General features: G+C 72.4%; 20 protein-coding genes. 6 read left to right on the top strand and 14 right to left on the bottom strand.

Features of this window, described 5'->3' with window-relative positions; all coding sequences use genetic code 11:
- Positions 1 to 16 precede the first annotated feature (16 nt).
- The 12 genes from LPA41_RS07480 to LPA41_RS07535 form a co-directional block, all read right to left on the bottom strand.
- On the bottom strand, positions 17 to 592 hold the full coding sequence (locus LPA41_RS07480; protein ID WP_229069207.1) for a GAF domain-containing protein: 576 nt from the start codon (positions 590 to 592) through the stop codon (positions 17 to 19).
- Positions 593 to 641: 49 nt separating this feature from the next.
- Positions 642 to 1,526: a DNA-3-methyladenine glycosylase gene (locus tag LPA41_RS07485; protein WP_229069454.1), complete on the bottom strand. Its 885-nt coding sequence runs from the start codon at positions 1,524 to 1,526 to the stop codon at positions 642 to 644.
- Between the two features lie 284 nt (positions 1,527 to 1,810).
- Positions 1,811 to 3,106: a Pecanex-like protein 1 gene (locus LPA41_RS07490; RefSeq protein ID WP_229069208.1), complete on the bottom strand. Its 1,296-nt coding sequence runs from the start codon at positions 3,104 to 3,106 to the stop codon at positions 1,811 to 1,813.
- A gap of 39 nt (positions 3,107 to 3,145) precedes the next feature.
- Positions 3,146 to 3,919 carry a DUF4142 domain-containing protein gene (locus LPA41_RS07495; protein ID WP_229069209.1) on the bottom strand — a complete coding sequence of 258 codons (774 nt, stop codon included), beginning with the start codon at positions 3,917 to 3,919 and terminating at the stop codon, positions 3,146 to 3,148.
- Positions 3,920 to 3,957: 38 nt separating this feature from the next.
- Positions 3,958 to 4,671 carry a hypothetical protein gene (locus LPA41_RS07500; RefSeq protein ID WP_229069455.1) on the bottom strand — a complete coding sequence of 238 codons (714 nt, stop codon included), beginning with the start codon at positions 4,669 to 4,671 and terminating at the stop codon, positions 3,958 to 3,960.
- A 222-nt stretch (positions 4,672 to 4,893) separates the two neighbouring features.
- Entirely contained in the window at positions 4,894 to 5,673 is a 780-nt protein-coding gene (locus tag LPA41_RS07505; RefSeq protein ID WP_229069210.1) for a zf-HC2 domain-containing protein, read from the bottom strand.
- Entirely contained in the window at positions 5,670 to 6,353 is a 684-nt protein-coding gene (locus LPA41_RS07510; protein WP_229069211.1) for a sigma-70 family RNA polymerase sigma factor, read from the bottom strand. The genes LPA41_RS07505 and LPA41_RS07510 overlap by 4 nt, the downstream gene beginning before the upstream one ends.
- Positions 6,354 to 6,932: 579 nt before the next feature.
- Positions 6,933 to 7,913 (bottom strand): hypothetical protein, encoded by a 981-nt coding sequence (locus tag LPA41_RS07515; protein ID WP_229069212.1) that lies wholly within the window; start codon positions 7,911 to 7,913, stop codon positions 6,933 to 6,935.
- Complete coding sequence (locus LPA41_RS07520; protein ID WP_229069213.1) at positions 7,910 to 10,468, bottom strand: AAA family ATPase; 2,559 nt, start codon at positions 10,466 to 10,468, stop codon at positions 7,910 to 7,912. The genes LPA41_RS07515 and LPA41_RS07520 overlap by 4 nt, the downstream gene beginning before the upstream one ends.
- Complete coding sequence (locus tag LPA41_RS07525) at positions 10,465 to 11,619, bottom strand: exonuclease SbcCD subunit D (protein WP_229069214.1); 1,155 nt, start codon at positions 11,617 to 11,619, stop codon at positions 10,465 to 10,467. The genes LPA41_RS07520 and LPA41_RS07525 overlap by 4 nt, the downstream gene beginning before the upstream one ends.
- A 15-nt stretch (positions 11,620 to 11,634) precedes the next feature.
- A complete protein-coding gene (locus tag LPA41_RS07530; RefSeq protein ID WP_229069215.1) occupies positions 11,635 to 13,383 on the bottom strand; it encodes an ATP-binding protein in 1,749 nt (582 codons plus the stop codon).
- 188 nt (positions 13,384 to 13,571) lie between these two features.
- Complete coding sequence (locus tag LPA41_RS07535; protein WP_229069456.1) at positions 13,572 to 14,276, bottom strand: pyrimidine reductase family protein; 705 nt, start codon at positions 14,274 to 14,276, stop codon at positions 13,572 to 13,574.
- 326 nt (positions 14,277 to 14,602) lie between these two features.
- Between LPA41_RS07535 and LPA41_RS07540 the strand changes: the two genes are divergently transcribed.
- Both LPA41_RS07540 and LPA41_RS07545 read left to right on the top strand, forming a co-directional pair.
- Entirely contained in the window at positions 14,603 to 15,316 is a 714-nt protein-coding gene (locus LPA41_RS07540; RefSeq protein ID WP_229069216.1) for an amino acid-binding protein, read from the top strand.
- A gap of 120 nt (positions 15,317 to 15,436) precedes the next feature.
- The gene (locus LPA41_RS07545) at positions 15,437 to 16,522 is read left to right on the top strand and encodes a GNAT family N-acetyltransferase (protein ID WP_229069217.1); all 1,086 of its coding nucleotides are present in this window, start codon (positions 15,437 to 15,439) and stop codon (positions 16,520 to 16,522) included.
- Between the two features lie 39 nt (positions 16,523 to 16,561).
- On the opposite strand, the gene LPA41_RS07550 is transcribed toward LPA41_RS07545, so the two are convergent.
- Positions 16,562 to 16,741 carry a hypothetical protein gene (locus LPA41_RS07550; RefSeq protein WP_374238129.1) on the bottom strand — a complete coding sequence of 60 codons (180 nt, stop codon included), beginning with the start codon at positions 16,739 to 16,741 and terminating at the stop codon, positions 16,562 to 16,564.
- Positions 16,738 to 17,733, bottom strand: coding sequence for a biotin synthase BioB (gene bioB, locus LPA41_RS07555; protein WP_229069219.1), 996 nt, complete (start codon positions 17,731 to 17,733; stop codon positions 16,738 to 16,740). The genes LPA41_RS07550 and bioB overlap by 4 nt, the downstream gene beginning before the upstream one ends.
- 85 nt (positions 17,734 to 17,818) lie before the next feature.
- On the opposite strand from bioB, the gene LPA41_RS07560 reads away from it, so the two are divergent.
- The 4 genes from LPA41_RS07560 to LPA41_RS07575 all read left to right on the top strand — a co-directional run bounded on the left by LPA41_RS07560 (position 17,819) and on the right by LPA41_RS07575 (position 21,727).
- The gene (locus LPA41_RS07560; protein WP_229069220.1) at positions 17,819 to 18,952 is read left to right on the top strand and encodes an 8-amino-7-oxononanoate synthase; all 1,134 of its coding nucleotides are present in this window, start codon (positions 17,819 to 17,821) and stop codon (positions 18,950 to 18,952) included.
- Between the two features lie 476 nt (positions 18,953 to 19,428).
- Positions 19,429 to 20,202, top strand: a complete 774-nt coding sequence (bioD, locus tag LPA41_RS07565) for a dethiobiotin synthase (protein ID WP_229069457.1) — start codon at positions 19,429 to 19,431, stop codon at positions 20,200 to 20,202.
- 56 nt (positions 20,203 to 20,258) lie between these two features.
- Entirely contained in the window at positions 20,259 to 21,011 is a 753-nt protein-coding gene (locus LPA41_RS07570; protein WP_229069221.1) for an ROK family protein, read from the top strand.
- Positions 21,011 to 21,727: an HAD family hydrolase gene (locus LPA41_RS07575; RefSeq protein ID WP_229069222.1), complete on the top strand. Its 717-nt coding sequence runs from the start codon at positions 21,011 to 21,013 to the stop codon at positions 21,725 to 21,727. The genes LPA41_RS07570 and LPA41_RS07575 overlap by 1 nt, the downstream gene beginning before the upstream one ends.
- Positions 21,728 to 22,152: the final 425 nt, after the last annotated feature.

A 22,152-nucleotide genomic window follows, 5' to 3' on the forward strand; every position in this document is an offset into this window, starting at 1 on the left:
TACCCAGCTTCGGTGATCAGCTCACCGTGTCGCGCATCCGCTGTTCGGCGGCGGCACTACGGATCACCATGAGGCGCAGTTCCAGCTCGTCGGCGACGATCGAGGCCAGGTGCTCGAGGGCCTTGAGCTGGCGCTGCCCGGCCTCCCGGGGGCGGCTGTCGATGACGTTGACGGTGCCGAGCCGGTAGCCGTCGTGGGTGCGGATCGGGGCGGCGGCGTAGAACCGCAGGCCCAGCTCCCCGCGGACCAGCGGGTGGTCGAGGGTGCGCGGGTCGACGGCCGCGTTGTTGATCACGTAGACGTCGTCCTGGGCGATCACGGACGCGCAGAGGCCGGGCTCCTTGCCCACCTCGCGCACCCCGGCCGGCAGTCCCTGGCAGGCGGCCAGCCAGACCCGGTCCTGCTCGACGAGCGAGACCGTCGCGATCGGGGTCTCGAAGATGGCACCGGCCACGAACGCGATCCGGTCGTACGCGTCCTCGATCGGCTGGTCGACCATGCGGTACCGGCGGACCGCCGCGAGCCGGGCCTCCTCGCTGCCCTGGGGCCCGACGTTGTCCAGATATTCATAGGCGTGAGACGGCGATGTCATGGACGCCAGCCTATGTCCTCCGAACGTGACGCGTCGCACACCCGGTCAGTCAGAATCGGGCGAACGACCTGATCGGCATGCGCGGGCCGAACTTCGGGGCGCCGATCCCGCCGAGGGCGAAAAGGTCGCAGACCCGGCCCCGGTGACCGCGGAACGGCTCCAGCAACTCCAGCATCCGCTCGTCGGTGCCGCGGACCTCGCCGGCCAGCGCCCAGGCCACCGTGTTCGGGATGTGGAAGTCACCGACGCTCACCGCGTCCGGGTCGCCGAACGCGTACCGCACCACCTCGGCCGCCGTCCACGGCCCGATGCCGGGCAGCGCGGTCATCCGGGCGGTCGCCTCGGCCGCGTCGGCGCACCGCTCCAGCCGGTCGGCCACCTGAGCGGCCCGCAGCAGCGCCTGGGTGCGGCGCTGTTCCACCCCGAACGGGTGGAAGGTCCAGTAGGGCGTGGTCGCGATCGCGGCCGGGTCGGGCGGCAGCACGAGATCCACCGGGCCGGGCGCCGGCTCACCGAAATGACGGCAGATCGCCCGGTACGACCGGTGCGCCTCCTTGCCGGTCACCTTCTGCTCGAGGATCGCCCGCAGCAGTCGCGGGAACACTCCCCCGGTCGCCGGCAGGCGGACGCCGGCGAAGGTCTTCGCCAGCCGGGCCACCAGCGGGTTGCCCGCCGCCAGCGGCAGGAAGCCGGTCACGTCGTCGCGCAGCCCGGCGATAGCGTCGGCCCGGTCGACCACCCACGCCGCGCCCGGGCCGTGACCGGTCGCGACCAGATCACCGGCGGTGCGCGCCAGGTGCAGCGTCGCCGGCCCGTCCGGGGTACGCACGGCGAGCCAGAACTCGCCGTCGCGCAACAGGCCGCAGGGGTCGTGTTTCGGCACCAGCAGCGGCCGCACCGAGACACCGAAGTGGTAACGCTCGGGCGGCGTCATCCGGCGGCTCACGGTCACCGGGCAACTATGCCACCACCGACCCGGAAAAGGGCAGGCCGATGGCCCTGACCTTGCTCCGGGGTCAGGGCCATCGGGAGGTGAACCGGACACCCGAGAAACGGTCCGGTCACCTGTGTGCGGAGCGCCGCCCGGTGGTGGCCGGGCGGCCCGTCGCGTGATCCGTCCGGCAGGGGGAAGGACGGCCGGTGCGCCGGAGGGGGGCCCGGACGAATCCGGTCCGGCGACACCGTGCGGCGGTACTCCGCGAACGGTGGTCGTACGACTCAGCCGCGGACGCGGACCCGCACCGAGTCGAAGGCGGGCGTCTGGTTGGCGCGCTCCATCATCGGCGTACGGTGCGAACCGTCACCGGCCCACGAGGAGCACTGGAACGTACCGGCCTCGGGCAGGCCCGGCACCTGGATGGAGACGGTGTCCGGGGCAGCGCCGCCACGGCTGTCCTCGGTCGCCACGAAGAACGCCGGCACGGGAGCCGGGTCCGGCGCCGCGTTGGTGCTGTTCAGGATCCGGCACGCGGTGTGGAAGTGGCCGCGGACCAGGCCGTTCTGCAGGACGCTGCTCTCCACGTAGTAACCGCCCTGGCCGGCCGCGAGGAACCGGTCCCGGATCAGGTTGCGCGTGCTGACCTGAAGGGTGAACGGCTGGTTCACGTTGACCTGGCGGGGAGCCCGCGTGATCAGCAGGGTGGGGTTGTTCGCGGCGGCGCCGACCTCACCGAACTCGGTGGAGACGCACCGGTCGCCCCGCTGGAAGCCGTCGTGCGCCTCCAGGTTGCTGGTGTCGCAGGTGTTGGTGAGGATGCCGAGCCCGGCGCCGGGCGGCGGCGTGGTGGCGGTGGGGTCCGGAGCGGGCTGCTCGGGCTGCTCCTCCGCCGGCGGCTGGGTCTCCTCGGCGGGCGGCTGGTTGCCCTCGCCGTCGCCGTCGCCGGGGGGCTGGTTGCCCTCGCCGTCGGCGGGCGGCTGGGATTCTCCGCCCTCGGCGGGCGGCTGGTTGCCCTCGCCCTCACCGTCGGCGGGCGGCTGGGATTCCCCGCCTTCGGCGGGCGGCTGGGACTCCTCGCCCTCGGCGGGGGCGCTGGGCTCCTCGGACGGGGCCTCGCTCGGCTGGCCGTTGCCGCCGCCGTTGTTGCCGCCGCCGTTGTTCCCGCCGCCGTTGTTGTTCCCGCCGCCGTTGCCGCGGCGGCGAGCCTGGGTGGTGGCCTCCTCGGCCGCCTCCTCGTTGGCGACGTTGTTCATGACCCACTGACGGCACCGGGCACGCACCTCGGCCGTGGTGGCGACATCGCCGGCACCGTCGTCGGCGTGCTGGGTGACGCGGCCGTTGTTAGTGGTCCATGTGCCCTGCCGGGTCTCCGTGGAGAGATCCGTCTTGTTCGGGGCAGCCAGGTCGTCACAGGCGGCGAGAGCCCGCTTGGTGGTCCGGTCGGTGCTGGCGCTCGAGACCTGGGTGACGGTCACGATACCGCCGAACGCGACAAGCGTGGCCGCGACAGCGATGATGCGGCGCCGACCGCTGAACCATGTCGGGGAACTTGCGCGCCGGTACTTGGACCTTCGCATGGGTGACACCTTTCTTGGTCGCCGTGGGCGATGTGAGACCTAGCGCGCCCGGAAGATGCGCATGGTCGTGATGACGCCGACCACCAGTGCGGCGGCGAGGACGAGCAGGATCACGGTGTTGCTGAGCCCGGGGACGTTGCCGCCCTCGGTGGCGGCGACGAGCATCTGGTTGTCGACCGGGACCGGGCCCTGTCCGGGAGCCGCCGGCGCGGGCGCCGTGGGCAGCGCCGCGTAGTCGACGATGCCGCTGCTCTCCAGGAGGGTCATGTGGGTCATCACGAACTGGTTCGTCTGCTGTGCCAGCAGCCGGACCGAGTCGTTGCGGGTGCTGGCCCGGATCGTGCCGATCGCCGGGAAGATCTTTCCGTGCGCGGCGCGCAGCCGGTCGATGAAGATCTGGTCGAACTGGGCCGGCGTCGGCGCGTTGCGCATCTCGTTGAGCCAGACCTCCTGGTCGCCGTTGGGCTTGTTCGGGAGGCTGATGCCGAGTTTCTTGGCGACCTTGCGGTCCAGGTTGTCCAGCGAGACGTGCTGTTCCGCGATCGCCTTACCGATCTTGACGACGGCCGGGTTCTCGGACTTCTCCTGGGCCATGTTGCCGGCCGGGATCTCCCAGAGACCGGCCAGCCGGACCTTGATGACGAAGTCGCGGTCGGCCGCCGTCACCGTGCCGACACCCTTGTCGGTGAGCCCGGTGTTGGGGGGGATCGGCACCTTGTCGTCGGCGTGCGCCGGCCCGGCGGGCGCCAGCAGGAAAGCCATGGTCAATGCCAGAGTGCCGACCAGCCATCGGGGAATACGGCGGGCGTTCATCGGTCTCCTCCAACCTCGATCGATAGGGAACGGCTCGGTCAGTAGCTGAAGTCGCTGCCGGAGTCCGACGACTCCTCGCCGCCGGCCTCGCTGTCAGCCGGCGGGGCGACCGGCTTCGAGATCTTGGGGAGGCAGGTCAGGTTCTTGGTGCCTTTCGGCGTGATGACGAACCACTTGCCGCTGACGTTCTGGCCCTTCCACTGACCCGGCTTCTTGTCGCCGATGTAGCGGTAGAGCGGCCAGCCCTTGAGGGTCAGCTGCTTGGTGCCGTCGGCCCGGGTCACCGTGCCGACGAGCGACTCGTCGACGCCGTCCACGGCCGGCTCGCCGTCGTTGGTCAGCACCGGCGGCCAGATCTCGGCGCACTCGCCGTTGCAGTTGGACTTCGCCGGGTCGTCGGAGTCGGCGTCGAACCGGTAGAGGACGAAACCGTCCTCGTCTTGGACCGTCTCGCCCATCTTCGCGACCTTCTGGGCGGTGAGCTGGGTCGTGGCGAGTTCCTCGCTAATCTCCGGCGTGTTGGCCTCGTCGCCGGGGGCCGCCTCGGTGGTCGACTCGGGGTCGGCCTCACCGGTCGCCTCGGGATCCGCCTGACCGGTCGCCTCCGGGTCTGCCCCGGCGGTCGCGCCCGGCGACGCGGCGACCTCGTTGGACGCGGGCTCGGCCGCGTTGCCGTAGTCGGCCGCGTCGTATCCGGCCGGGGCACAGCCGGGCAGTGCTACCACCGCCGCGAGCGCCGCGCCGACAACCATCAACTTCCGCTTCTCCGGTACCACGGGTCCTCCAGCTGATTAATGGCTCCGCCATTTCCGGGCTGTAGTACGCAGGGGGTGCGAAGTCGGTTGAACATTCGGCTCGATCAAATTGGGAATTTTTCCGTTGAACCATCCGGTCCTCCCGTACGTGAAGAGATGACCGCTACGCGCAGAAAGGCCCGGCCGCTGATGCGGCCGGGCCTTTCTGTCGTCGGATGGTTACGGAACGCGAACCAGGGTGTCTCCCGGGCCGTTCCCGGTGATCTCCTGCACCTGGAGGTGGGCGATGTCCTCACGCGTGGTGCTGGTGACCGCCTGGAGCAGGAGCGGCGACGGGTTCGCCGCGGTGCCCCAGCCCTTGTCCCCGATGTCCCAGCTGGCGAGCAGCTCGGCGGTGCCGTCGGTGCGGACCGCGTAGAGACCGCACTTCTTCGGGCCGGTGATGTTGGAGACCGCGAAGGAGACCTGGGTGCCCCAGTCCTTGCTCTCCAGACCGACCGCCATCGCCACGCCGGTGCGTGGATCGCTGCCGCTGAACGGCTCGCCGGGCAGCTCGGTGCCGCCGAGGCCGACGCCGTCGGAGTTGGGCAGCGGGTCGAGCTGGCTGCTGCTGCTGCTGCTCTGCGCCCCGGTCTCCGGCGCCGTCGCGTCGGGGCCGAGCCAGCGGCCGCCGGCGAAGAGCGCGCCGATCGAGAGCATCGCGAAGACGACGACCGCGGCGGCGAGCGAGTAGAGGCGGCGGCTGTTCGCCCGGCGGCGTTCGGTGCGGACCTCGCTGAGCATCCGGTTGAGCACCTGGCCGTCGCGCTCGGAGTGCTCCGCGGCGATCAGCGCCTCCGCGTCGACATCCGCCAGCACGTCCGCCACCTGGACGAAGGACTCCAGCTCGAGCGCGCACTGCGGGCACTCGATGAGGTGGTCCTCGAAGCGGGCGGCATCCCGGTCGTCGAGCACGCCGAGGGCGTACGACGCCACGTCGTAATGCTGTTCCTGGGTCATTCCGTCACCCCCCGTTGCTGCAGAGCCGTGCGCAACGCCCGGAGAGCGTAGTAGACCCGCGACTTCGCCGTGCCGAGCGGGAGGTTCAACGCCTCCGCCGCCTCGGGGACGGTACGTCCGCGGAAGTACGTCTCGATGAGGATCTCCCGGTGCGAGTGGCTCAACTGCCGGAGCGCGTCCGACACCGTCATCGACTGCAGGACCTTGTCGGTCTCGTCGGACGTGGTCGGGAAGCTCTCCAGCTCCCGATCGTACGTCTCGGCGGGGCGCGCGTTGGCGCTGCGGTGCTCGTCGATGGCGATCCGCCGGGCCACCGTGACAAGCCACGGCCGCAGCGACTGCTGGCCCTGCGCGCCGAGCCGGTGCGCGTTGCGCCAGGCCCGCAGCAGCGTCTCCTGCACGATGTCCTCGGCGCGCTGCCGGTCACCGCCGGTCAGCCGCAGCACGAACATCAGCAGCGGGCCCGCGTGCTCCTCGTAGAGCATCTTGACCAGCGTGTCCTCGTGACTGGGACTGTTGCTCGGAGTGGCTTCGTGCCGCGGCGCCTGCCGCGGGATCACCGTGCCCTCGTCGCGCGAGTGGTTCCCACCGTCGAGAGCCTGCCACCTACCACCGGAGTGTTGCCGTGCCATCACAAGCACCCTCTCCGGCGCGAGCCGATCCTCGGCCACCGCATGCATCGATACCTCCGCCCGGACCTTTCCCCGTCGCCTGAGTTACGGCTGGGGGGCCCTGCCGGGATCAATGCCGGCGCGAGATTTTCCGGGACACTCGGTCTCAACGGTCCTCCGCTGCGATCGTGATCGTGAGGCGTACCGGTCGCGGATCACTCTCCGTATTGATCTACGCCGATTCGGACGCCAGGTAAGGCGGAATAATACTCAGTGACACGGGGGCTCAGACATGGTCGCGAGAATAATTCTCCCGTACGCGGGAGAGCGCGATCTCGTAGCGTGAACCTACGATTTCGTAGCGTGGATCCAAGGGAGTAACAAGTGGTGAATGACGGGTTCGAGAACCGTTCGGGTGACCCCGGAATGCCACTCGGCCGGATTGCCGGGCCGGACCGGCGGGAGCGCTCCCATTCCCAATGGCGCTGCTCCGGCGCCTCCTGATCTCATTCCCGATCACACGCAGCGACCAAGTCGAGGTCAACTTCGCGCGTTCTGAAAGGACACGGCGAGGCCTCCCGCGCCCGGTCCCACGAATCAGGACTGTTGATCATCTGATGGGAGGCGCGGCGCACATGGTGAGACGCCTCACCACCGGCTCCGCGCCGTCTCGAGCGCGAGCGCCCGGTGCAGCACCCGGGCATCGCCCAGCATCCCGCGCAACCGGCGCTCCAGCCCGGCGATCGGCACCAGGTTCTGCGGTGCGCGCGGATCCTTGTACGCCGCCGACGCGAACCGCGGCAGCGTCACACCGGACAGCTCGGCCAGCTCGATCGCCTGATCGGGTGACAGGTCCGGCGAGCACTCCACCCGCACCACACCGGACCAGGGCGCACCCGTCGAGTTGGGGAGGCGCAGGTACCACGAGAAGCCGCCCAGCAGCCCACCGCCGAGCCCGAAGACCGGGGTCCGCTGACCGTGGCGCAACCGCGGCACCACCGCCTGCTGGGCGGCCGGAAGATACTGCTTCTGCTGGGTCTTCACATAGCCGATCGTGCGCGGCAGGTGACGCCGGTTGCGCAGTGGACCGTCCACGATCAGCAGATCGGCGCCGTCCGAACCCCCGCTGCGGGCCTCCGCCGAGATGTCGATCTCCAGAGCGGTGAGCGGCGGCTGCACGGCAGCCTGCAGCTTGCTCGCCTCCCCGGTGCCGTTGACCCGGTGCACCTCGTAGAGCACCGAACTGGCCCGCATGTCCCCCACCGACGGGCTGGCGGTGAAGAGGCCCCGCTTGACCCGCGCGCCGGCCAGCTCGGCCACACCCCGGGCCAGATCGCAACGGACCACCCCGGCCGCGTACGAGGCGGCGAGGCCGGCGTAGGAGGTGCCGTCCTCCTCCTCGGTCCACAGTTGGGCGTCGTTGCGCCGCACACCGTCGACCAGGAACACCACGTCCGGCGGGCGGACCGCACTCGAGGCGTCGATCGGCGCCCACTCGGCGGCCGGCACCTCGACGTCCACATCGACCTGGGCGCTGCTGGCCGAGGCCGGGCCGTCGCCACCGCCCTCGCCGCCCTCGAACGACGAACCGTAGGACGGATCCCACGCATCCACGAACATCCTCGTCACAGGCCCGACCTTTCGACGTGGGCGGTACGCGCGTCCTTGTGCACCTCGAACCGGACCGGCACCCGCTCGGCCAGCGCCTGCACGTGGGTGACCAGCCCGACCATCCGGTCACCGCGGGCCGCCAGGTTCTCCAGCGTCGCGGCGACCACGTCCAGGGTGGCGGCGTCCAGGGTGCCGAAGCCCTCGTCCAGCACGATCGACTCCAGGCTGGCCGCGGTCGTGCTCATCCCGGCCAGCTGCTCGGAGAGGGCCAGCGCGAGCGCCAGCGACGCCTGGAACGTCTCGCCGCCGGACAGCGTGCGGACCCCGCGCCGCAGGCCCGCGTCGTGGTGGTCGACCACGAAGAACTCGCCCTTGTCGTGGATCAGCTCGTACTGCCCGTTGGTGAGCTCCCGCAGGATCCCGGAGGCGCCGTCGACGAGCACGTCGAGTGCCTCCTCCAGGAGCCAGCGCTCGAAGTTGTTTGCCCGCAGGTGCCCGGCCAGCGATTTCGCCACCCGGCTCTGCTGCTGGAGCGCGTTGCGCTGCTCGGCCGCGTCGGTGGCCTCCTGCCGCCGCTCGACCAGCCGCTGCCAGGCCGCCTCGGCACGCTCCGCGGCCACCGCGGCCGCCCGGATCAGGCCCGCCTCGGCATCGGCCACCGAGGCGCTGCGCTCCGCCGCACGCGACGCCGACACACCGGGCCGGGTGACGCCCGGCGCCGGGCCGCCCGGCGGGTTCAGGCCCGCCTCGGTGAAGAGGGCGACGATCGACGTGTAGACCTGGACCGTCGACTCGTGCGCGGCGGCCACCGCGGCCTCCGCCTCGGCGCGGGCCGCCGAGCGGGCGGCGTGCTCCCCGGCCGCCCAGCCGACCAGGGTCTGCCAGGCGCCGGCCAGGTCGTCCCGGTCGGCCGGCGGCGGCTCGAACCGGGCCAGACCGTCCCGGGCCGTGTCGAAGGTGCGCCACGCGGCACGCTGCTGGTCCTCGGCGGCACGGACCGCGGACTGCGCCCGGCGGTGCGCCTCCCGGCCCGCACGGACACCGGCGGCCGCCTCCTCCAGCCGGCCCTGCAACGCACCGACCTCGGCCAGCCGGGCCCGGACCGCGTCCACGTCGGGCAGGTCGGCCACCGCGGCGCGCACCTCGGCCAGGCGGGAGCGGTGATGCTCGTACTGCCCGCGCTTGCGCTCCAGATCGCTCTCCAGGTTGCGGGCCACCGCGTCGCGTTCCCGCCAGCGGGCCGCCGCGCGCTCGGCCGCCTCACGCGCCGCGGCGCCGGCCGCCTCGGCGAGGCGCACCGCGGACTCCTGCGGCACCTCCGGGACCACCCGGACCGGCTGCTCGCACACCGGGCAGTCGTGCCCGGCCACCAGGTGACCGCGCAGGGCGGCGGCCCGGTCGAGCTGCTGGGCGTCCCGGTAGTCCTGGCGGGCCTGCTCCAGCAGCTGCTGCGCGCCGGTGTGCTCGGACTGGGCGAGCTCGGCGGCCGCGGCGGCGTCACGGTACTCCACCTCGGCGACCGAGACCTTGCCCGCGAACCAGTCCTCCTGCTCGACCAGGCGCTGCAACTCGGTGTGCCGGTCCAGCATCAGCCGCAGCGTGCCGGCGTCACCCGCCGCGGCCAGCTCGCCGCGGATCTTCTCCTCCGCCTCCTCGGCCGCGTGCACCTCACGCGCCGCCTGCTCGGCGGCGGTGCGGGCGGCGGTGGTCGCGCCGGTCGCCTCGGACAGACCCGCGGGGGTACGCACGGAGGACAGCGCCGCCAGCTCGGCGTCGATCGTGTCGCGGGCGCCGACGGCGGCGCTCTCCGCCTCGCGGGCCACCCGCAGCCCCGGAACGGCGTCCTCCACCGCCCGGGTCAGGTCGCGCATCCGGGCGAGCGTCGCCGCGGCCGCCTCCACCGCGTCGTCCGTCGCGTCCGCCAGAGTGCCGAGCTGCTGCTCCACCACGCTCAGCTTGGCCTCGGCGGTCTTGCCCCGCTCGGCCGCCTTGACCTGCACCTCCTCGTAGACGTGCAGGCCGAGCAGGTTGACCAGGATCTGCTGGCGGGTGGCCGGTTTGGCGTGCAGGAAGTCGGCGAACTGGCCCTGCGGCAGCACCACGCAACTGGTGAACTGCTCGTACGGCAACCCGACCGCGTCGAGCACCGCCCGGTCCATCTCCGCCGGGGTGCCGGCCAGTGCCTCGCCCAGGTCGTCCAGGTCCATGCCGGTGTCCAGCTTGGTGACGTCGAAGCCGGGCGGCATCAGCTGCAGGCCGGCGCCCGCCGTCTTCACGTTGCCCCGGCCGTCCCGGCGGACCACCCGGGTCGCGATGTAGCGGTCACCGGCGGACTCGAAGCAGAGGCGCACCTTCGCCTCCACCGCCGACGGGGCGAGCGCGTTGCCGATGCCCCGGGCGCCGCCCCACCGCGGGACCGTGCCGTAGAGGGCGAAACAGATCGCGTCGAGCACCGTCGACTTGCCCGAGCCGGTCGGGCCGACCAGGACGAAGTAGTCGGCGTCGGTGAAATCCACGGTGGTCGGGTCGCGGAACACCGTGAAGCCGGCCATGTCGAGCCTCAGTGGCCTCATTGGTTGCTGCTCACCTCGTCGTACAGCTCGTCGAAGAGCTCGCGGACGCCGTCCTCGGCGTTGCCACGACTGTCCAGGTAGTCACCGAACAACTCGCGCGGGGACCGGCCGGCCCGCTCGGCCGTGCGCTCCCGGGTGCGGTCCGGCAGCATGTCCGGGTCGATCCGCACCTCCAGCGCGTTGGGCAGGAGCTCCTGCACGTCCTCCCGGAGGCCGGGGCGGGGCACCTCCCGGACCAGGACACGCAGCCAGGCGTCCGGCAGGTTCACCTTGGCGAGCTGCTCCAGCGAGCCGCGCACCGTGCGCAGGGTGAGCGCCGAGGTCACCGGCACGTCGCGGACCCGGGCGGCCTGGTGGGCGGAGACGTCGACGACCGCGACCGAGCAGACGTTCTCCTCCTCGCCGAAGTCGACGGCCAGCGGGCTGCCGCTGTACCGCGTGGGGCACGGCGAGATCACCTGCTGGGTGCGGTGCAGGTGGCCGAGGGCGACGTAGTGCGCGTTCGGCGGGAAGACGGTGGCGGGGACCGCGTACCCCATGATGGTGTGCGCCTCCCGCTCGCCGCCGCCGGTGCTCGCGCCGACGATCGTCAGGTGCGCGGTGAGCAGGTTGACCACGCCCGGCTCGGCGAACGACTCGCTGAGCTTGGCGATCAGCCGGGCCACCAGGTCGGCGTAGGTCTGGTTGGCCTCGGCGGCGGACAGGTCGTACATCTCGGCGGCGCGGATCGCGTACCGCTGGGAGAGGAACGGCAGGGCGACCAGCCGCCAGCGCTCCCCACCCTGGGTGGTTCCCTCGATCAGCAGGTCGGCCAGATCGCCTTTCGGGTACGACCCGCGGAGCTCGATGCCGGCCGCGTCCGCCCAGGGGCGCAGCGCGTCCAGGGCCGCACCGTTGTCGTGGTTGCCCCCGATCGCCACCACCCGCGCACCCGTCTTGCGCAACGCCGACAGGGCCCGGGTGACCAGCCGGGTCGCGTCGGCGGTCGGCGCCGCGGTGTCGTAGAGGTCACCGGCGACGATCACCAGGTCGGGGCGCTCCGCCTGGGCGATCTCGACCACCTGGGCGAGGACCCGGATGTGCTCGTCCTGTCGGTTGCGGCCCTTCAGGACCTTGCCGACGTGCCAGTCGGAGGTGTGCAGGATGCGCATCGCGAAACCTTAGACCTAGAACGGGATGTCGTCGTCGGAGCCGCCGCCACCGCTGCCCACCACGGCGAACGGGTCGGCGGCCTGCACGATCGAGCGCAGCGTCTCGGCCGGCGGGGGGCCGGACTCGGACTTGCGGGTCGCCCAGGCCGGGAACGGGAACTCCACGCAGAGCGGCACCGGGATGTCCGGCTGATTGACGAACATCGTGCCGGGCCGGGCCAGCAGCGCGCGCTGCCGCATCGCCGGCGGGAGGAAACCGTACTCCGGGCGGGAGGCCTCGGCCGGGTCGAGCCGGCCGACCACCCGGATCGCCGAGTTGGTGACGATCCGCCGCTCCACCTCGCTCGCGGTCTGCTGCGCGCCGATCAGGATCACCCCGAGTGAGCGGCCGCGCTCGGCGATGTCCAGCAGCACCTCCTTGATCGGGGAGCTGCCCTCACGGGGTGCGTACTTGTTGAGCTCGTCGAGGACCACGAAGAGCAGCGGCCGGCCGGTGCCGGACTTCTCCTTCTCCTCGAACTCGGTCTTCAGCGTCACGCCGACCACGAACCGCTGCGCCCGGTCCGGCAGGTTGTGCAGGTCGACGACGGTGACCTGGGCGCTGGCCGCGGTCTTGATCTGGTGCGGCCGGCGTGAGGCCAGGTCGCCGCGGATCAGCCGGGACAGGTCACGCTTGCTGTTGATCAGACGGCGGGCGAACGCGTTGACCGTGCCCATGTTGACCGCGCTGCCGGCCCAGGTGGACCGGGTCTCGTCCTCGGTCAGCTGCTCGACGACGTGGTCCACCAGCTCCTGGTAGGACCCGATCCGCTTGCCGTCGATGCTGACGCCGCCCTCGGCGGGGACCGCGTAGCGGTTCAGGTGGGCGGTCACCGAGTGCACGACCATCGTGTACTGCTGGCGCTCGTCGTCGGCGTCGGCGAAGACGTAGGGCAGCAGCTTGAGCGAGCAGAACTCCTCGAGCGTCCAGTAGAACGAGTCGACGCCGGTCAGCCGGCTGCTCACATCCGGCGCGCCGGAGGAGTCGCCGGCGCGCGGCGGCGCGTAGACCCGGACGTCCGGGAAGGGCGCCGCGGGCAGACCCAGCAGCGCGTACGCCTTCGTGGTGTTCTCGTCGAGCTTGGTGTTGGGGTGGTCGAGGAAGAGCAGGTCCTCGCCCTTGACGTTGAAGATCAGGGCGCGCGCGTTGGCGCCGTCCGCGCCCAGCTGCCCGGAGCGGAACACCGAGTAGAGCAGGAACGTCGCGAAACTGGTCTTGGTGGCCACGCCGGAGATGCCGGAGATCGACACGTGGGCGCCGCGGGTGCCGTCCAGGAAGTCGGCGTTGAGGAAGACCGGCACGCCGTCCCGGCCGGTGCCCATCGGGACGCGGCGCTCCATCCGGTCGAAGTGCAGCGCGGCGTCGCGGGCCTCGCCGGTGGCCCGGTGCACGATCGCGCCCGGCGCGGGCGGGACGTAGAGCTCCGGGTCGACGCGGGTGGTGGTGATCTCGGCAGCCTCCTGGACCATGGCCGGCAGCGTGCCGTCGGCGATGGCGAACACGTCCGAGTCGAACTGGGCGCCCTCGTGCCGCGCGCGCACCTGGGTCACCACCCCGGCGATCGTGACCGGTTCGCGGTCCGGCAGGTCACGCTGGGTCACCACGACATCGTCGAGTTGCAGGTAGCTCCCGGGCGCCACGGCCGTCCAGAACTGCAACGGCGTGGCGTCCGCTGTTCCGAGCACCCGCCCGACGGGGGAAGTTTCGTCAGACACGTCGATCATGTTGCCTCAGGTGTACGACAAAATGCCCGTCGCATCCGTTGTCCACAACTTCTGGTGTCCATCCACAGAGTTACGCACAAGATCTTGATCACCGGTCGGAGGCGCGCCTGAAGCCGAACCGATGGAGACCGATCGGCCGGCTCTGGTCTCCGCATCGCAGGCGACGGCGTCCTGGACCGGCGGGGTGGTCAGGTGCTTCGCGCGTACCGCAGGAAAAGCATGTCCTCGCGGGTCAGCACGTGGCGCAGCGACATCCGCCGCGGTGGCCCGCCCGGGCCGTGGGCGATGCGCCCGGCCTGGCCACCGGCCAGCAACGGCGCGACCGTGAGACAGAGCTCGTCCACCAGGTCGGCGGCGATCAGCGAGCCGAGCAGGCCGGGCCCGCCCTCGCAGAGCAGCTGGCCGGCACCCCGCTCGCGCAGCAGCTCCACCCCCGCGGCGAGATCGACGCGATCGTCACCGACAGCGATCACCTCGGCGACCTCCGAGATCGGCGAGGCGGGCGCCGACCGGTGGGTCAGCACGACGGGACGGACCGGCGCGTCCGCGAAGACCAGCTGCTCAGGGTCGAGATCCAGACTGCCGGAGACGATCACCATGAGCGGGAACTCGGTGAGCCCGGCAGCCAGCCGCCACCGCCGGGCCTCCGGGGTGAGGCGTAACGCATCGTAGTTCTCCGCCCGGACCGTACCGGCGGCCACCACGAGGGCGTCGCACACCGTCCGGAGCGAGTCGAAGATCTCCTTGTCGCCCGGGCCCTGCAATCCGGCGGAAAGACCGTCGACGGTGACCGCGCCGTCCGCGCTGGCGATGAAGTTCACCCGCAAGGTGGACGCCGGATTGCGCGGATAGAGCTCCAGCAGCGGCGCGGGCCAGGTGTGCAGGGCCGTCATGGGCCGGGTGGGCCGGTCACCGGCGGCGTCGGCTCCGGCGGGCGGTGCTGGCAGTCGCACCACGAGCCGCCCCGGCAGTCGTCGTGCCGCCGCTCCCGGCAGGCCTGGCAGATCATTCACCGACCCTAACCCGCCGGCCCGCGCCGTCCCCGGCCCCCGGCCGCACCGTCCCCCGTCCGGCCCACGCCGCCCGCCGGTCCGCACGACCGGGTGATCCCGGCGTGTCTTGACGGGCGGGACACGGCGGTGCAATCGGTCCGAAACGCCCGGTGTGCAGGCTGACCACCGAGAACGCCGGCACCGGCGGTCGCGACGGGAGGAGTTTCATGTTGCTGCGGGTACGAGTCACCCTGCCGGACCGTCCCGGCGCCCTCGGACAGGTCGCGCGCACCCTCGGGGTCGCCGGCGCCGACATCGTCCAGGTCGTGGTGCTGGAACGGCTCGGCGGCCGGGCCGTCGACGACTTCACCGTCGTGTGGCCGGGCGCGTCCCGCGTCGAACGCCTCCTCGCCGGCCTGGCCGCCATCCCGGGCGTCCAGGTCGACGGCGTCTGGAAGGCCATCGGAGCACCGATCGGCGGCGGCCACGACGCCGAACTCCTCGCCCAGGTCGCCGCGAACCCGGCCGACGGCCTCGCCACCCTGGTCGACGCGATGCCCGGCCTGCTCGCCGCCGACTGGGCCGCCGCCGCCCTCGTCCCGGCCGACTGGGCGTCGCGCAACGGCACCGGCACGGCTGGACAGCCGCACGTGGTCTACGCGAGCTGGCGTGCGCCGTCCCCGCTGCGACTCCCCGAGGTCACCCCGCTGCGGGCGCGGCCGTTCGCCGAGCCCGGCGGCGCCCGCTACGCGGTCGCCCCGTTCGGCCGCGGCGGGCTCGTCCTGCTCCTGGCCCGCTCCGACGACCAGGACATGCCGGCCGCCGCCTTCCACGTGACCGAGGTCGACCGGGTCGCCCAGCTGGTCCGCGCCGCCGCCGTCATCCTCGGTGACCGCCTCGACGCCATCGTGCCGCCCGCCCACGCCGACCAGGTGGTGTGACGACCATGACCGCCTGTGATCGTTCTAACGCGGAAATCGCAGGTAAAGCAACACCCGGGTAACAACGCCGGTGCAGCCTTGAGTGCGTACCGCGATCGACGCACGGAAGGAGTGCCTGGCATGGCGTTGTGGCGGATCCGGGCCACGGTCGACGACCGTCCCGGCTACCTCTCCGTGCTGACCGCGAGCCTCGCCCTGCGGTCGGTGAACATCCTCGCCGTCCAGGTGCACACCACCGAGGAGGGCGCGGTCGACGACTTCCTCGTCGACGCGCCCGACTCGCTCACCGAGGCGGACGTCCTGGCCGCCGTGCTCAAGGGCCGCGGGCGGGACGCCTTCGTCACCCGGGCCGAGGCGCAGGGTCTGGCCGACCAGCCCACCCGGGCGCTGGCACTGGCCGGCCGCCTCATGCACGAACCGGACACGCTCGGCGAGACGCTCGTCGCGCTGCTCGACGCGACCGAGGTGCGGTGGCGCCCCGGCACCGCCGGCGAACCGTCCGGCTTCCACGGCGGACGGATGACGCTCACCGACCCGGCCGGCGGGGCGTACGAGGTGCTCCGCGCCCTGCCCGCCTTCACCCCCGCCGAGTACGCCCGGGCGCAGGCCCTGGTCGAGATCGCCGGTGCGCTGGTGCGCCAGCAGCGCGACCAGGTCACCGTGCTGCTGGCCGACGGCGCCGAACTGGTGCTGCGCCCGGCCACGAAGCACGACCTCACCGCGCTCCGCGAGCTGCACGAGGCCTGCTCCGCCGAGACGCTGCACCGCCGGTACCTGACCGGCACCGTCCCCGGCGACGCGCGCCTGCGCCGGCTGCTCGAACCGGCCGGCGGCACCACCCTCGTCGCGACCACCCCGGCCGGCGCCGTGGTGGCGGCCGCCAACTTGATCACCGAGGGCGACCTCGGTGAGGTGGCGCTGCTGATCGAGGACGTCTGGCAGCGGCGCGGCCTGGGCACGGCCCTGCTGCGCCGGCTCTTCGCGCACGCCAGGCGATCCGGGCTCGCGGCGGTGGTCGCGCACACCGGCGCGGACAACGTGGCGATGCTGCGCACCCTGCGCCGGCTCGGCGCCGGCCGGATCGAACGCGACGGCGCGCTGATCAGCGTGACGATGCCGACGACGGCCCAGCCGGTCGGCAACGAGACTCCTGCTCCCCACGGGTTTCGGCGCTCCGCGCCGAAACCTGACAGGAGTCCTGGCTGAGCTTCAAACCTGACGTCGCCGCCTTGCCATTTGTTCCGGTCAGCCCTGTGTGGTGCCGTGCTCGACGCAGGCCGCCGTCCAGCCGGTCGGGACCACCTGGACCTTCATCCGGCGGCGGCAGTGCGGGCAGAAGCGCGGCGGCTCCAGCTCCCGCGCGGCCGCGCAGGCGGTGTGGTCGCCCTCGGCCGCGGGCAGACCACACCTGTCGCAGAACATCAGAACGTGGCCGACAACGACTTGACCGGCATCTTCAGGTCCTGAAGAAGCTCCAGGTCGGCGGTGGCGGGCCGGCCCAGGGTGGTCAGGTAGTTGCCGACGATCACCGCGTTGATGCCGCCGAGAAGGCCGTCACGCGTACCCAGGTCGCCCAGGGTGATCTCGCGGCCGCCCGCGTACCGCAGGATGGTCCGCGGCATCGCCAGCCGGAAGGCGGCGATCGCGCGCAGGGCGTCCTTGCCCTCCACGACCGGGCGGTCACCCAGCGGCGTGCCCGGACGCGGGTTCAGGAAGTTGAGCGGCACCTCGTGCGGGTCCAGCTCGGCCAGCTGCGCGGCGAACTCGGCACGCTGCTCGACCGTCTCACCCAGACCCAGGATGCCGCCGCAGCAGACCTCCATGCCGGACTCGCGGACCATCTTCAGCGTGCTCCAGCGCTCCTCCCAGGAGTGCGTGGTCACCACGTTCGGGAAGTAGGAACGGCAGGTCTCGAGGTTGTGGTTGTAACGGTGCACACCCATCTCGGCAAGCTCGTCGACCTGCTCCTGGCTGAGCATGCCGAGGCTCGCGGCGACCTGGATGTCGACCGCTTCCTTGATCGCCTTGACGCCGGCCCGCATCTGGTCCATCAGGCGCTTGTCCGGCCCGCGGACGGCGGCCACGATGCAGAACTCGGTGGCCCCGGTGGCGGCGGTCTGCTTGGCGGCCTCCACCAGAGAGGGAATGTCCAGCCAGACGGCCCGGACGGGGGACGAGAAAAGACCCGATTGCGAACAGAAGTGGCAATCCTCCGGGCAGCCGCCGGTCTTGAGCGAGATGATCCCCTCCACCTCGACCTCGGGGCCGCACCACTTCATCCGCACATCGTGCGCCAGCTGCAACAACGCGGGCAGGTCGTGGTCCGGCGACTGGAGAACCTCAAGGATCTCCGACTCGGTGAGGCCGGCACCGGCATCGAGCACCCGGGTCCGCGCCCGGTCGAGGATGTCTGGCATGCCCGTACCCTACAGAGTTCCCGGCCCGGCAAGGACTGTCGGTGGTGGGTGGTAGTTTCCGGGTCTCGTGATCTCTGGGGGTGTCTTGGCCGGCTGGTTGGAGGCGATCGACGGCCTGGCCCGTGAACGGGCCAAGGCCGGGCTGACCCGTCGGCTGCGGCCCCGGGCCGCCGGAGACACCGTGGTCGACCTGGCCGGCAACGACTACCTGGGCCTTTCCGCGCACCCCGACGTGGTGGCCGCCGCCGGCGAGGCGCTTCTGGCGTACGGGCTGGGCGCCACCGGATCCCGCCTCGTCCGCGGCTCCACCGAGGCGCACGCCCGTCTCGAGGAGACTCTGGCCGGCTGGCTCGGCGCCGAGAGCGCCCTGGTCTTCTCCTCCGGCTACCTGGCCAACCTGGCCGCGATCCGGGGCGTCGCCGCGGTCTGCGACCTGATCGTGTCGGACGCCTACAACCACGCCTCGCTCATCGACGGCTGCAAGTCGGCCGGCCGGCCGGTCCGGGTCGCACCGCACAACGATCCCGCCGCCGTCGCCGCCATCCTCGACGCCCACCCCGGCCGGGCCGCCGTGGTCACCGAGTCGGTCTTCTCGGTCGACGGCGACCTGGCCCCCCTGGCCGCCCTGCACGACGTCACCTCGGCGCGCGGCGCCCTGCTGATCGTCGACGACGCGCACGCGCTCGGCCTGCTCGGCGACGAGGGTTCCGGCGGGGTCGCCGCCGCCGGGCTGGCCGGCCGCCCCGACGTGCTCGTCACCGCCACGCTCTCCAAGGCGCTGGGTGGTGCCGGTGGCGTCGTCGCCGGCCCGGAGGCGTTCACCCGCCACCTGGTCGACACCGGCCGCACCTTCATCTACGACACCGCGCCACCACCGGCCGTGGTCGCCGGCGTCCTCGCCGCGGTGCGGGTGGCCCGCTCCGCCGACGACCGGCGCGACGTGCTGACCCGCCGGGGCGCCCGCATCGCGGCCCGCCTGCGCGCCGCCGGCTTCGACCTGCGCGACCCGGCCGCCGGGGTCCTCTCGGTGCCCGCGCCCGGCCCGGAGGCAGCCGTCGCCTGGGCCGCCGACTGCCGCGACCGCGGGGTCGCGGTGGGCTGTTTCCGGCCCCCCTCGACGCCGGACGGCAGCTCCCGGCTCCGGCTGACCCTGAACGCGGGCGTCCCGGCGACCGATTTCGCCCACGCCCTGGATGTGCTTGTGGAGTGCGCACCATGACCGCCGATCCCCCCTCGGAGACCTACTACGCCGGGCGTCCGGCGACGCCACCGGCACGGGAGCCGCGCCGCGGCGGCCACGGCCTGCCCGACCCGGTGCCGTCACGGGACGCGCGGGGAGGCGGGCACGGCCTGCCCGACGCGGTGCCGTCACGGGACGCGCGGAGAGGCGGCCACGGCCTGCCCGACGCGGTGCCGGCGCGGGAGTCGCGCGGTGGGCGCGGGCTGCCGGAGGCGATGCCGGGGCGCGGCCGCGATGCCATTACGGCGGGTCACGGCGCGTTCCGGGCGCGTGGTGGGGGACGTATTCTGGGCGTACCGTCTCCGCTCGCCACCGCTCCACCCACCCAGCCGGACGCCGATCCGCCGCTTTTGCCCCTTCCGCCGGAGGCGCCGGTTCTGTCCCCCGAGCAGGCGGAGCCACTGACCGAAATCGACGTCGACGGCGAATCCCTCGCGGCCGAGATCGACAGTGAGCTGGCCGCGCAGGCCGGCGAGCCGGAGCCCGCGCCGAGCCGGGCCGGCACCGACGAGTGGCACGGGATCGTCCTGGTCACCGGCACCGACACCGAGGTCGGCAAAACCATCACCACCGCCGCGATCGCGGCCGCCGCGCAGGCCGCCGGACTCCGCGTTGCTGTGATCAAACCCGGTCAGACCGGCGTGGCCACCGGCTCGCCCACCGACGCCGAGGTGATCACCCGGCTGGCCGGGCCGGAGACGGTGCGCACGCTCGCCGAGTACCCGGAACCGCTGGCGCCGCTGGCCGCCGCGAAAGTCGCCGGCCTGCCCCCGCTCGACCTGTCCGCCGTCGCCGACGCCGTCCGCGCGGAAGCCGGCAAGCACGACCTCGTCCTGGTCGAAGGCGCCGGCGGCCTGCTCGTGCCGATGGGGCTGCGGCCGTCCGGCGAGGCGTGGACGTTCGCCGACCTCGCCACCACGCTGGGCGCCAACATGATCGTCGTGGCGCGGGCCGGGCTCGGCACGCTCAACCACACCGCGCTCACCCTGGAGGCGCTGCACCGGCGCGGCGTGCACGCCCGGGTCGTCCTCGGCGCCTGGCCCACCGAACCGGAGCTGGTGCACTGGGCCAACCTCGGCGAACTCGTCCCGCACCTGGTCGGGGCCCTGCCCTCGGGTGCGGGCTCGATGGACCCCGGCGTCTTCCGGCGGTCCGCGCCCGGCTGGCTGACACCGGCACTGCACGGCGTACTTGACAACTGGCGCGTCTGGGCGGAAGAGGCGGGATAGCGGCACGCCCGTCACAATTGCTGTGCCGGGAGGTGGTCGACATGCACACTGGCCGCGTGGCTTTCACCCTGACGATCGACTGTGGCGGCGGCGGCATCAAGGGCTCGGTCCTGGACGAAGCCGGCACGATGCGGGCACAACCGATCCGGGTGCCGACACCGTACCCGTTGCCGCCCGAACTCTTCGTCAAAACGCTTGTGGGCCTGGGCGAACAGTTGCCGGCCGCCGACCGCGTCACCGTCGGGATGCCCGGCATGATCCGGCACGGCGTGGTGGTGGCAACCCCGCACTACGTCACCCGTAGCGGGCCGCGCACCAAGGTGGACCCGGACCTGGTGCAGGCGTGGCGGGGGTTCGACGCGCGCACCGCCCTGGCCGACGCGTTCGGCCTGCCCACCCTGGTGCTCAACGACGCCGAGGTGCACGGCGCCGGGGTGGTCGCGGGAACCGGCTGCGAACTGGTGCTGACCCTCGGCACCGGCCTGGGCTGCGCCCTCTTCGACGGCGGCGAACTGGCGCCGCACCTGGAGATGTCGCAGGCGCCGGTACGCTGGGGGATGTCCTACGACACGTACATCGGTGAGCACGAACGCCGCCGGCTCGGGGACGCGCTCTGGTCACGCCGGGTCCGCAACGTGATCGAAGGTCTGCGGCCGGTCTTCCTCTGGGACCGGGTCTACCTCGGCGGCGGCAACAGTCGCCTGATCACCCCGGCACAGCTGGCCCGGATGGGCGACGACGTGGTGGTGGTGCCGAACACCGCGGGGATCGTCGGTGGCGTCCGCGCGTGGACCTTGGGGAGCCGCTGATGCCCGCCGCGGTTCTCTTCGACTTCGGCGGCGTTCTCGCCGACGCGCCGCCGCAGCGCACCGCCCCGCCCGAGCTCGTGCTGCGCCTCTTCAACCTGATCAAGGGCGCGCTCACCCCCGGCGAGATCCAGCGTTCGCTCACCGAGGGCGCCGCGGCCTACGCCGCCTGGCGCGACGAGGACTGGCCGGACGAGCTGCCACAGGCGGAGGTCTGGGAACGCTTCGTGATCCACGACTGGCCGACTGAGGCACAGGCACGGGTACGCCCCTCCGTAGCGCGAGTCAGCTACGACTGGGCCTGGCGCGACGGCTGGCAGCTGCGGCCCGGCATCCCGGAGGCGCTGTCCGCCCTGACCGAACGCGGCATCGCGATGGCGGTCGTCAGCAACACGCTCTCCGGTGCCGCCCATCGCGACTTCCTCGACAAAAAGGGTGTGGGCTACCTTTTCGTGACGCAGATCTACAGCGACGAGGCCGGCGTCCGCAAACCCAATCCGCAGATGATCTGGAACGCCACCGACGCCCTCCGCCTCCCCGCGACCGACTGCTGGTTCGTGGGCGACAGCCGCCGCCGCGACATCCTCTGCGCCCGCCGCGCCGACATCGGCAAGGCCCTCCTGATGCCTTCCGCCCGCACCGCCGGCGAGGACCCCGCCGCATGGCCACCCCCGGACGAGATCATCGAGGACGGTTTCGGGTTGCTCGAGCTGCTCTGACCCCCGATGCGCACGGCATCAGACCAGGCGAAAGCTCACCGAGCGCCCCAGCCCTGCCGCTCAACGCACACCACCCTCCCGGGGCTCAGCGTGCACCCCTCGCGCCGGTCGCCGCGCGTCCCACTGTCCGCGTCTCAGCGTGCACCCGTCGCGCCGCTCACCCCGGCCCCTCTTCCCCGCGTCTCAGCGTGCACCCCTCGCGCTGCTCACCGTGTGTCTCAGCCACCGTGCCGGCCGAGTACGCCCGGTGGCCCGGCTTGTGGTCGGGATCCTGCGGAGCTGTCACCGCAACCACGAGCACGGGCCGATCGGGCCCGGCTGTCACCCACGGCTGCCGGAGACCACTCCCAACAGCCACCGGTGACAGCCAGCCCCACCCAGCTGTCACCAACGGTCGCCCGAGAGCGCTCCCCACAGCCACCCAT

This window comes from Actinoplanes sp. DH11, assembly GCF_020873875.1.
Taxonomy (GTDB): Bacteria; Actinomycetota; Actinomycetes; order Mycobacteriales; family Micromonosporaceae; genus Actinoplanes.

Bases quoted from the DNA above. Each gene is read 5' to 3' on its own strand.
- LPA41_RS07535 (WP_229069456.1), bottom strand. From the start codon at position 14,276: ATGACGGCCCTGCACACCTGGCCCGCGCCGCTGCTGGAGCTCTATCCG.
- LPA41_RS07485 (WP_229069454.1), bottom strand. From the start codon at position 1,526: ATGACGCCGCCCGAGCGTTACCACTTCGGTGTCTCGGTGCGGCCGCTG.
- LPA41_RS07575 (WP_229069222.1), top strand. From the start codon at position 21,011: ATGCCCGCCGCGGTTCTCTTCGACTTCGGCGGCGTTCTCGCCGACGCG.
- LPA41_RS07500 (WP_229069455.1), bottom strand. From the start codon at position 4,671: ATGGTTGTCGGCGCGGCGCTCGCGGCGGTGGTAGCACTGCCCGGCTGT.
- LPA41_RS07505 (WP_229069210.1), bottom strand. From the start codon at position 5,673: ATGACCCAGGAACAGCATTACGACGTGGCGTCGTACGCCCTCGGCGTG.
- LPA41_RS07545 (WP_229069217.1), top strand. From the start codon at position 15,437: ATGGCGTTGTGGCGGATCCGGGCCACGGTCGACGACCGTCCCGGCTAC.
- LPA41_RS07480 (WP_229069207.1), bottom strand. From the start codon at position 592: ATGACATCGCCGTCTCACGCCTATGAATATCTGGACAACGTCGGGCCC.
- LPA41_RS07520 (WP_229069213.1), bottom strand. From the start codon at position 10,468: ATGAGGCCACTGAGGCTCGACATGGCCGGCTTCACGGTGTTCCGCGAC.
- LPA41_RS07525 (WP_229069214.1), bottom strand. From the start codon at position 11,619: ATGCGCATCCTGCACACCTCCGACTGGCACGTCGGCAAGGTCCTGAAG.
- LPA41_RS07495 (WP_229069209.1), bottom strand. From the start codon at position 3,919: ATGAACGCCCGCCGTATTCCCCGATGGCTGGTCGGCACTCTGGCATTG.
- LPA41_RS07530 (WP_229069215.1), bottom strand. From the start codon at position 13,383: ATGATCGACGTGTCTGACGAAACTTCCCCCGTCGGGCGGGTGCTCGGA.
- LPA41_RS07490 (WP_229069208.1), bottom strand. From the start codon at position 3,106: ATGCGAAGGTCCAAGTACCGGCGCGCAAGTTCCCCGACATGGTTCAGC.
- LPA41_RS07510 (WP_229069211.1), bottom strand. From the start codon at position 6,353: ATGCATGCGGTGGCCGAGGATCGGCTCGCGCCGGAGAGGGTGCTTGTG.
- LPA41_RS07540 (WP_229069216.1), top strand. From the start codon at position 14,603: ATGTTGCTGCGGGTACGAGTCACCCTGCCGGACCGTCCCGGCGCCCTC.
- bioB (WP_229069219.1), bottom strand. From the start codon at position 17,733: ATGCCAGACATCCTCGACCGGGCGCGGACCCGGGTGCTCGATGCCGGT.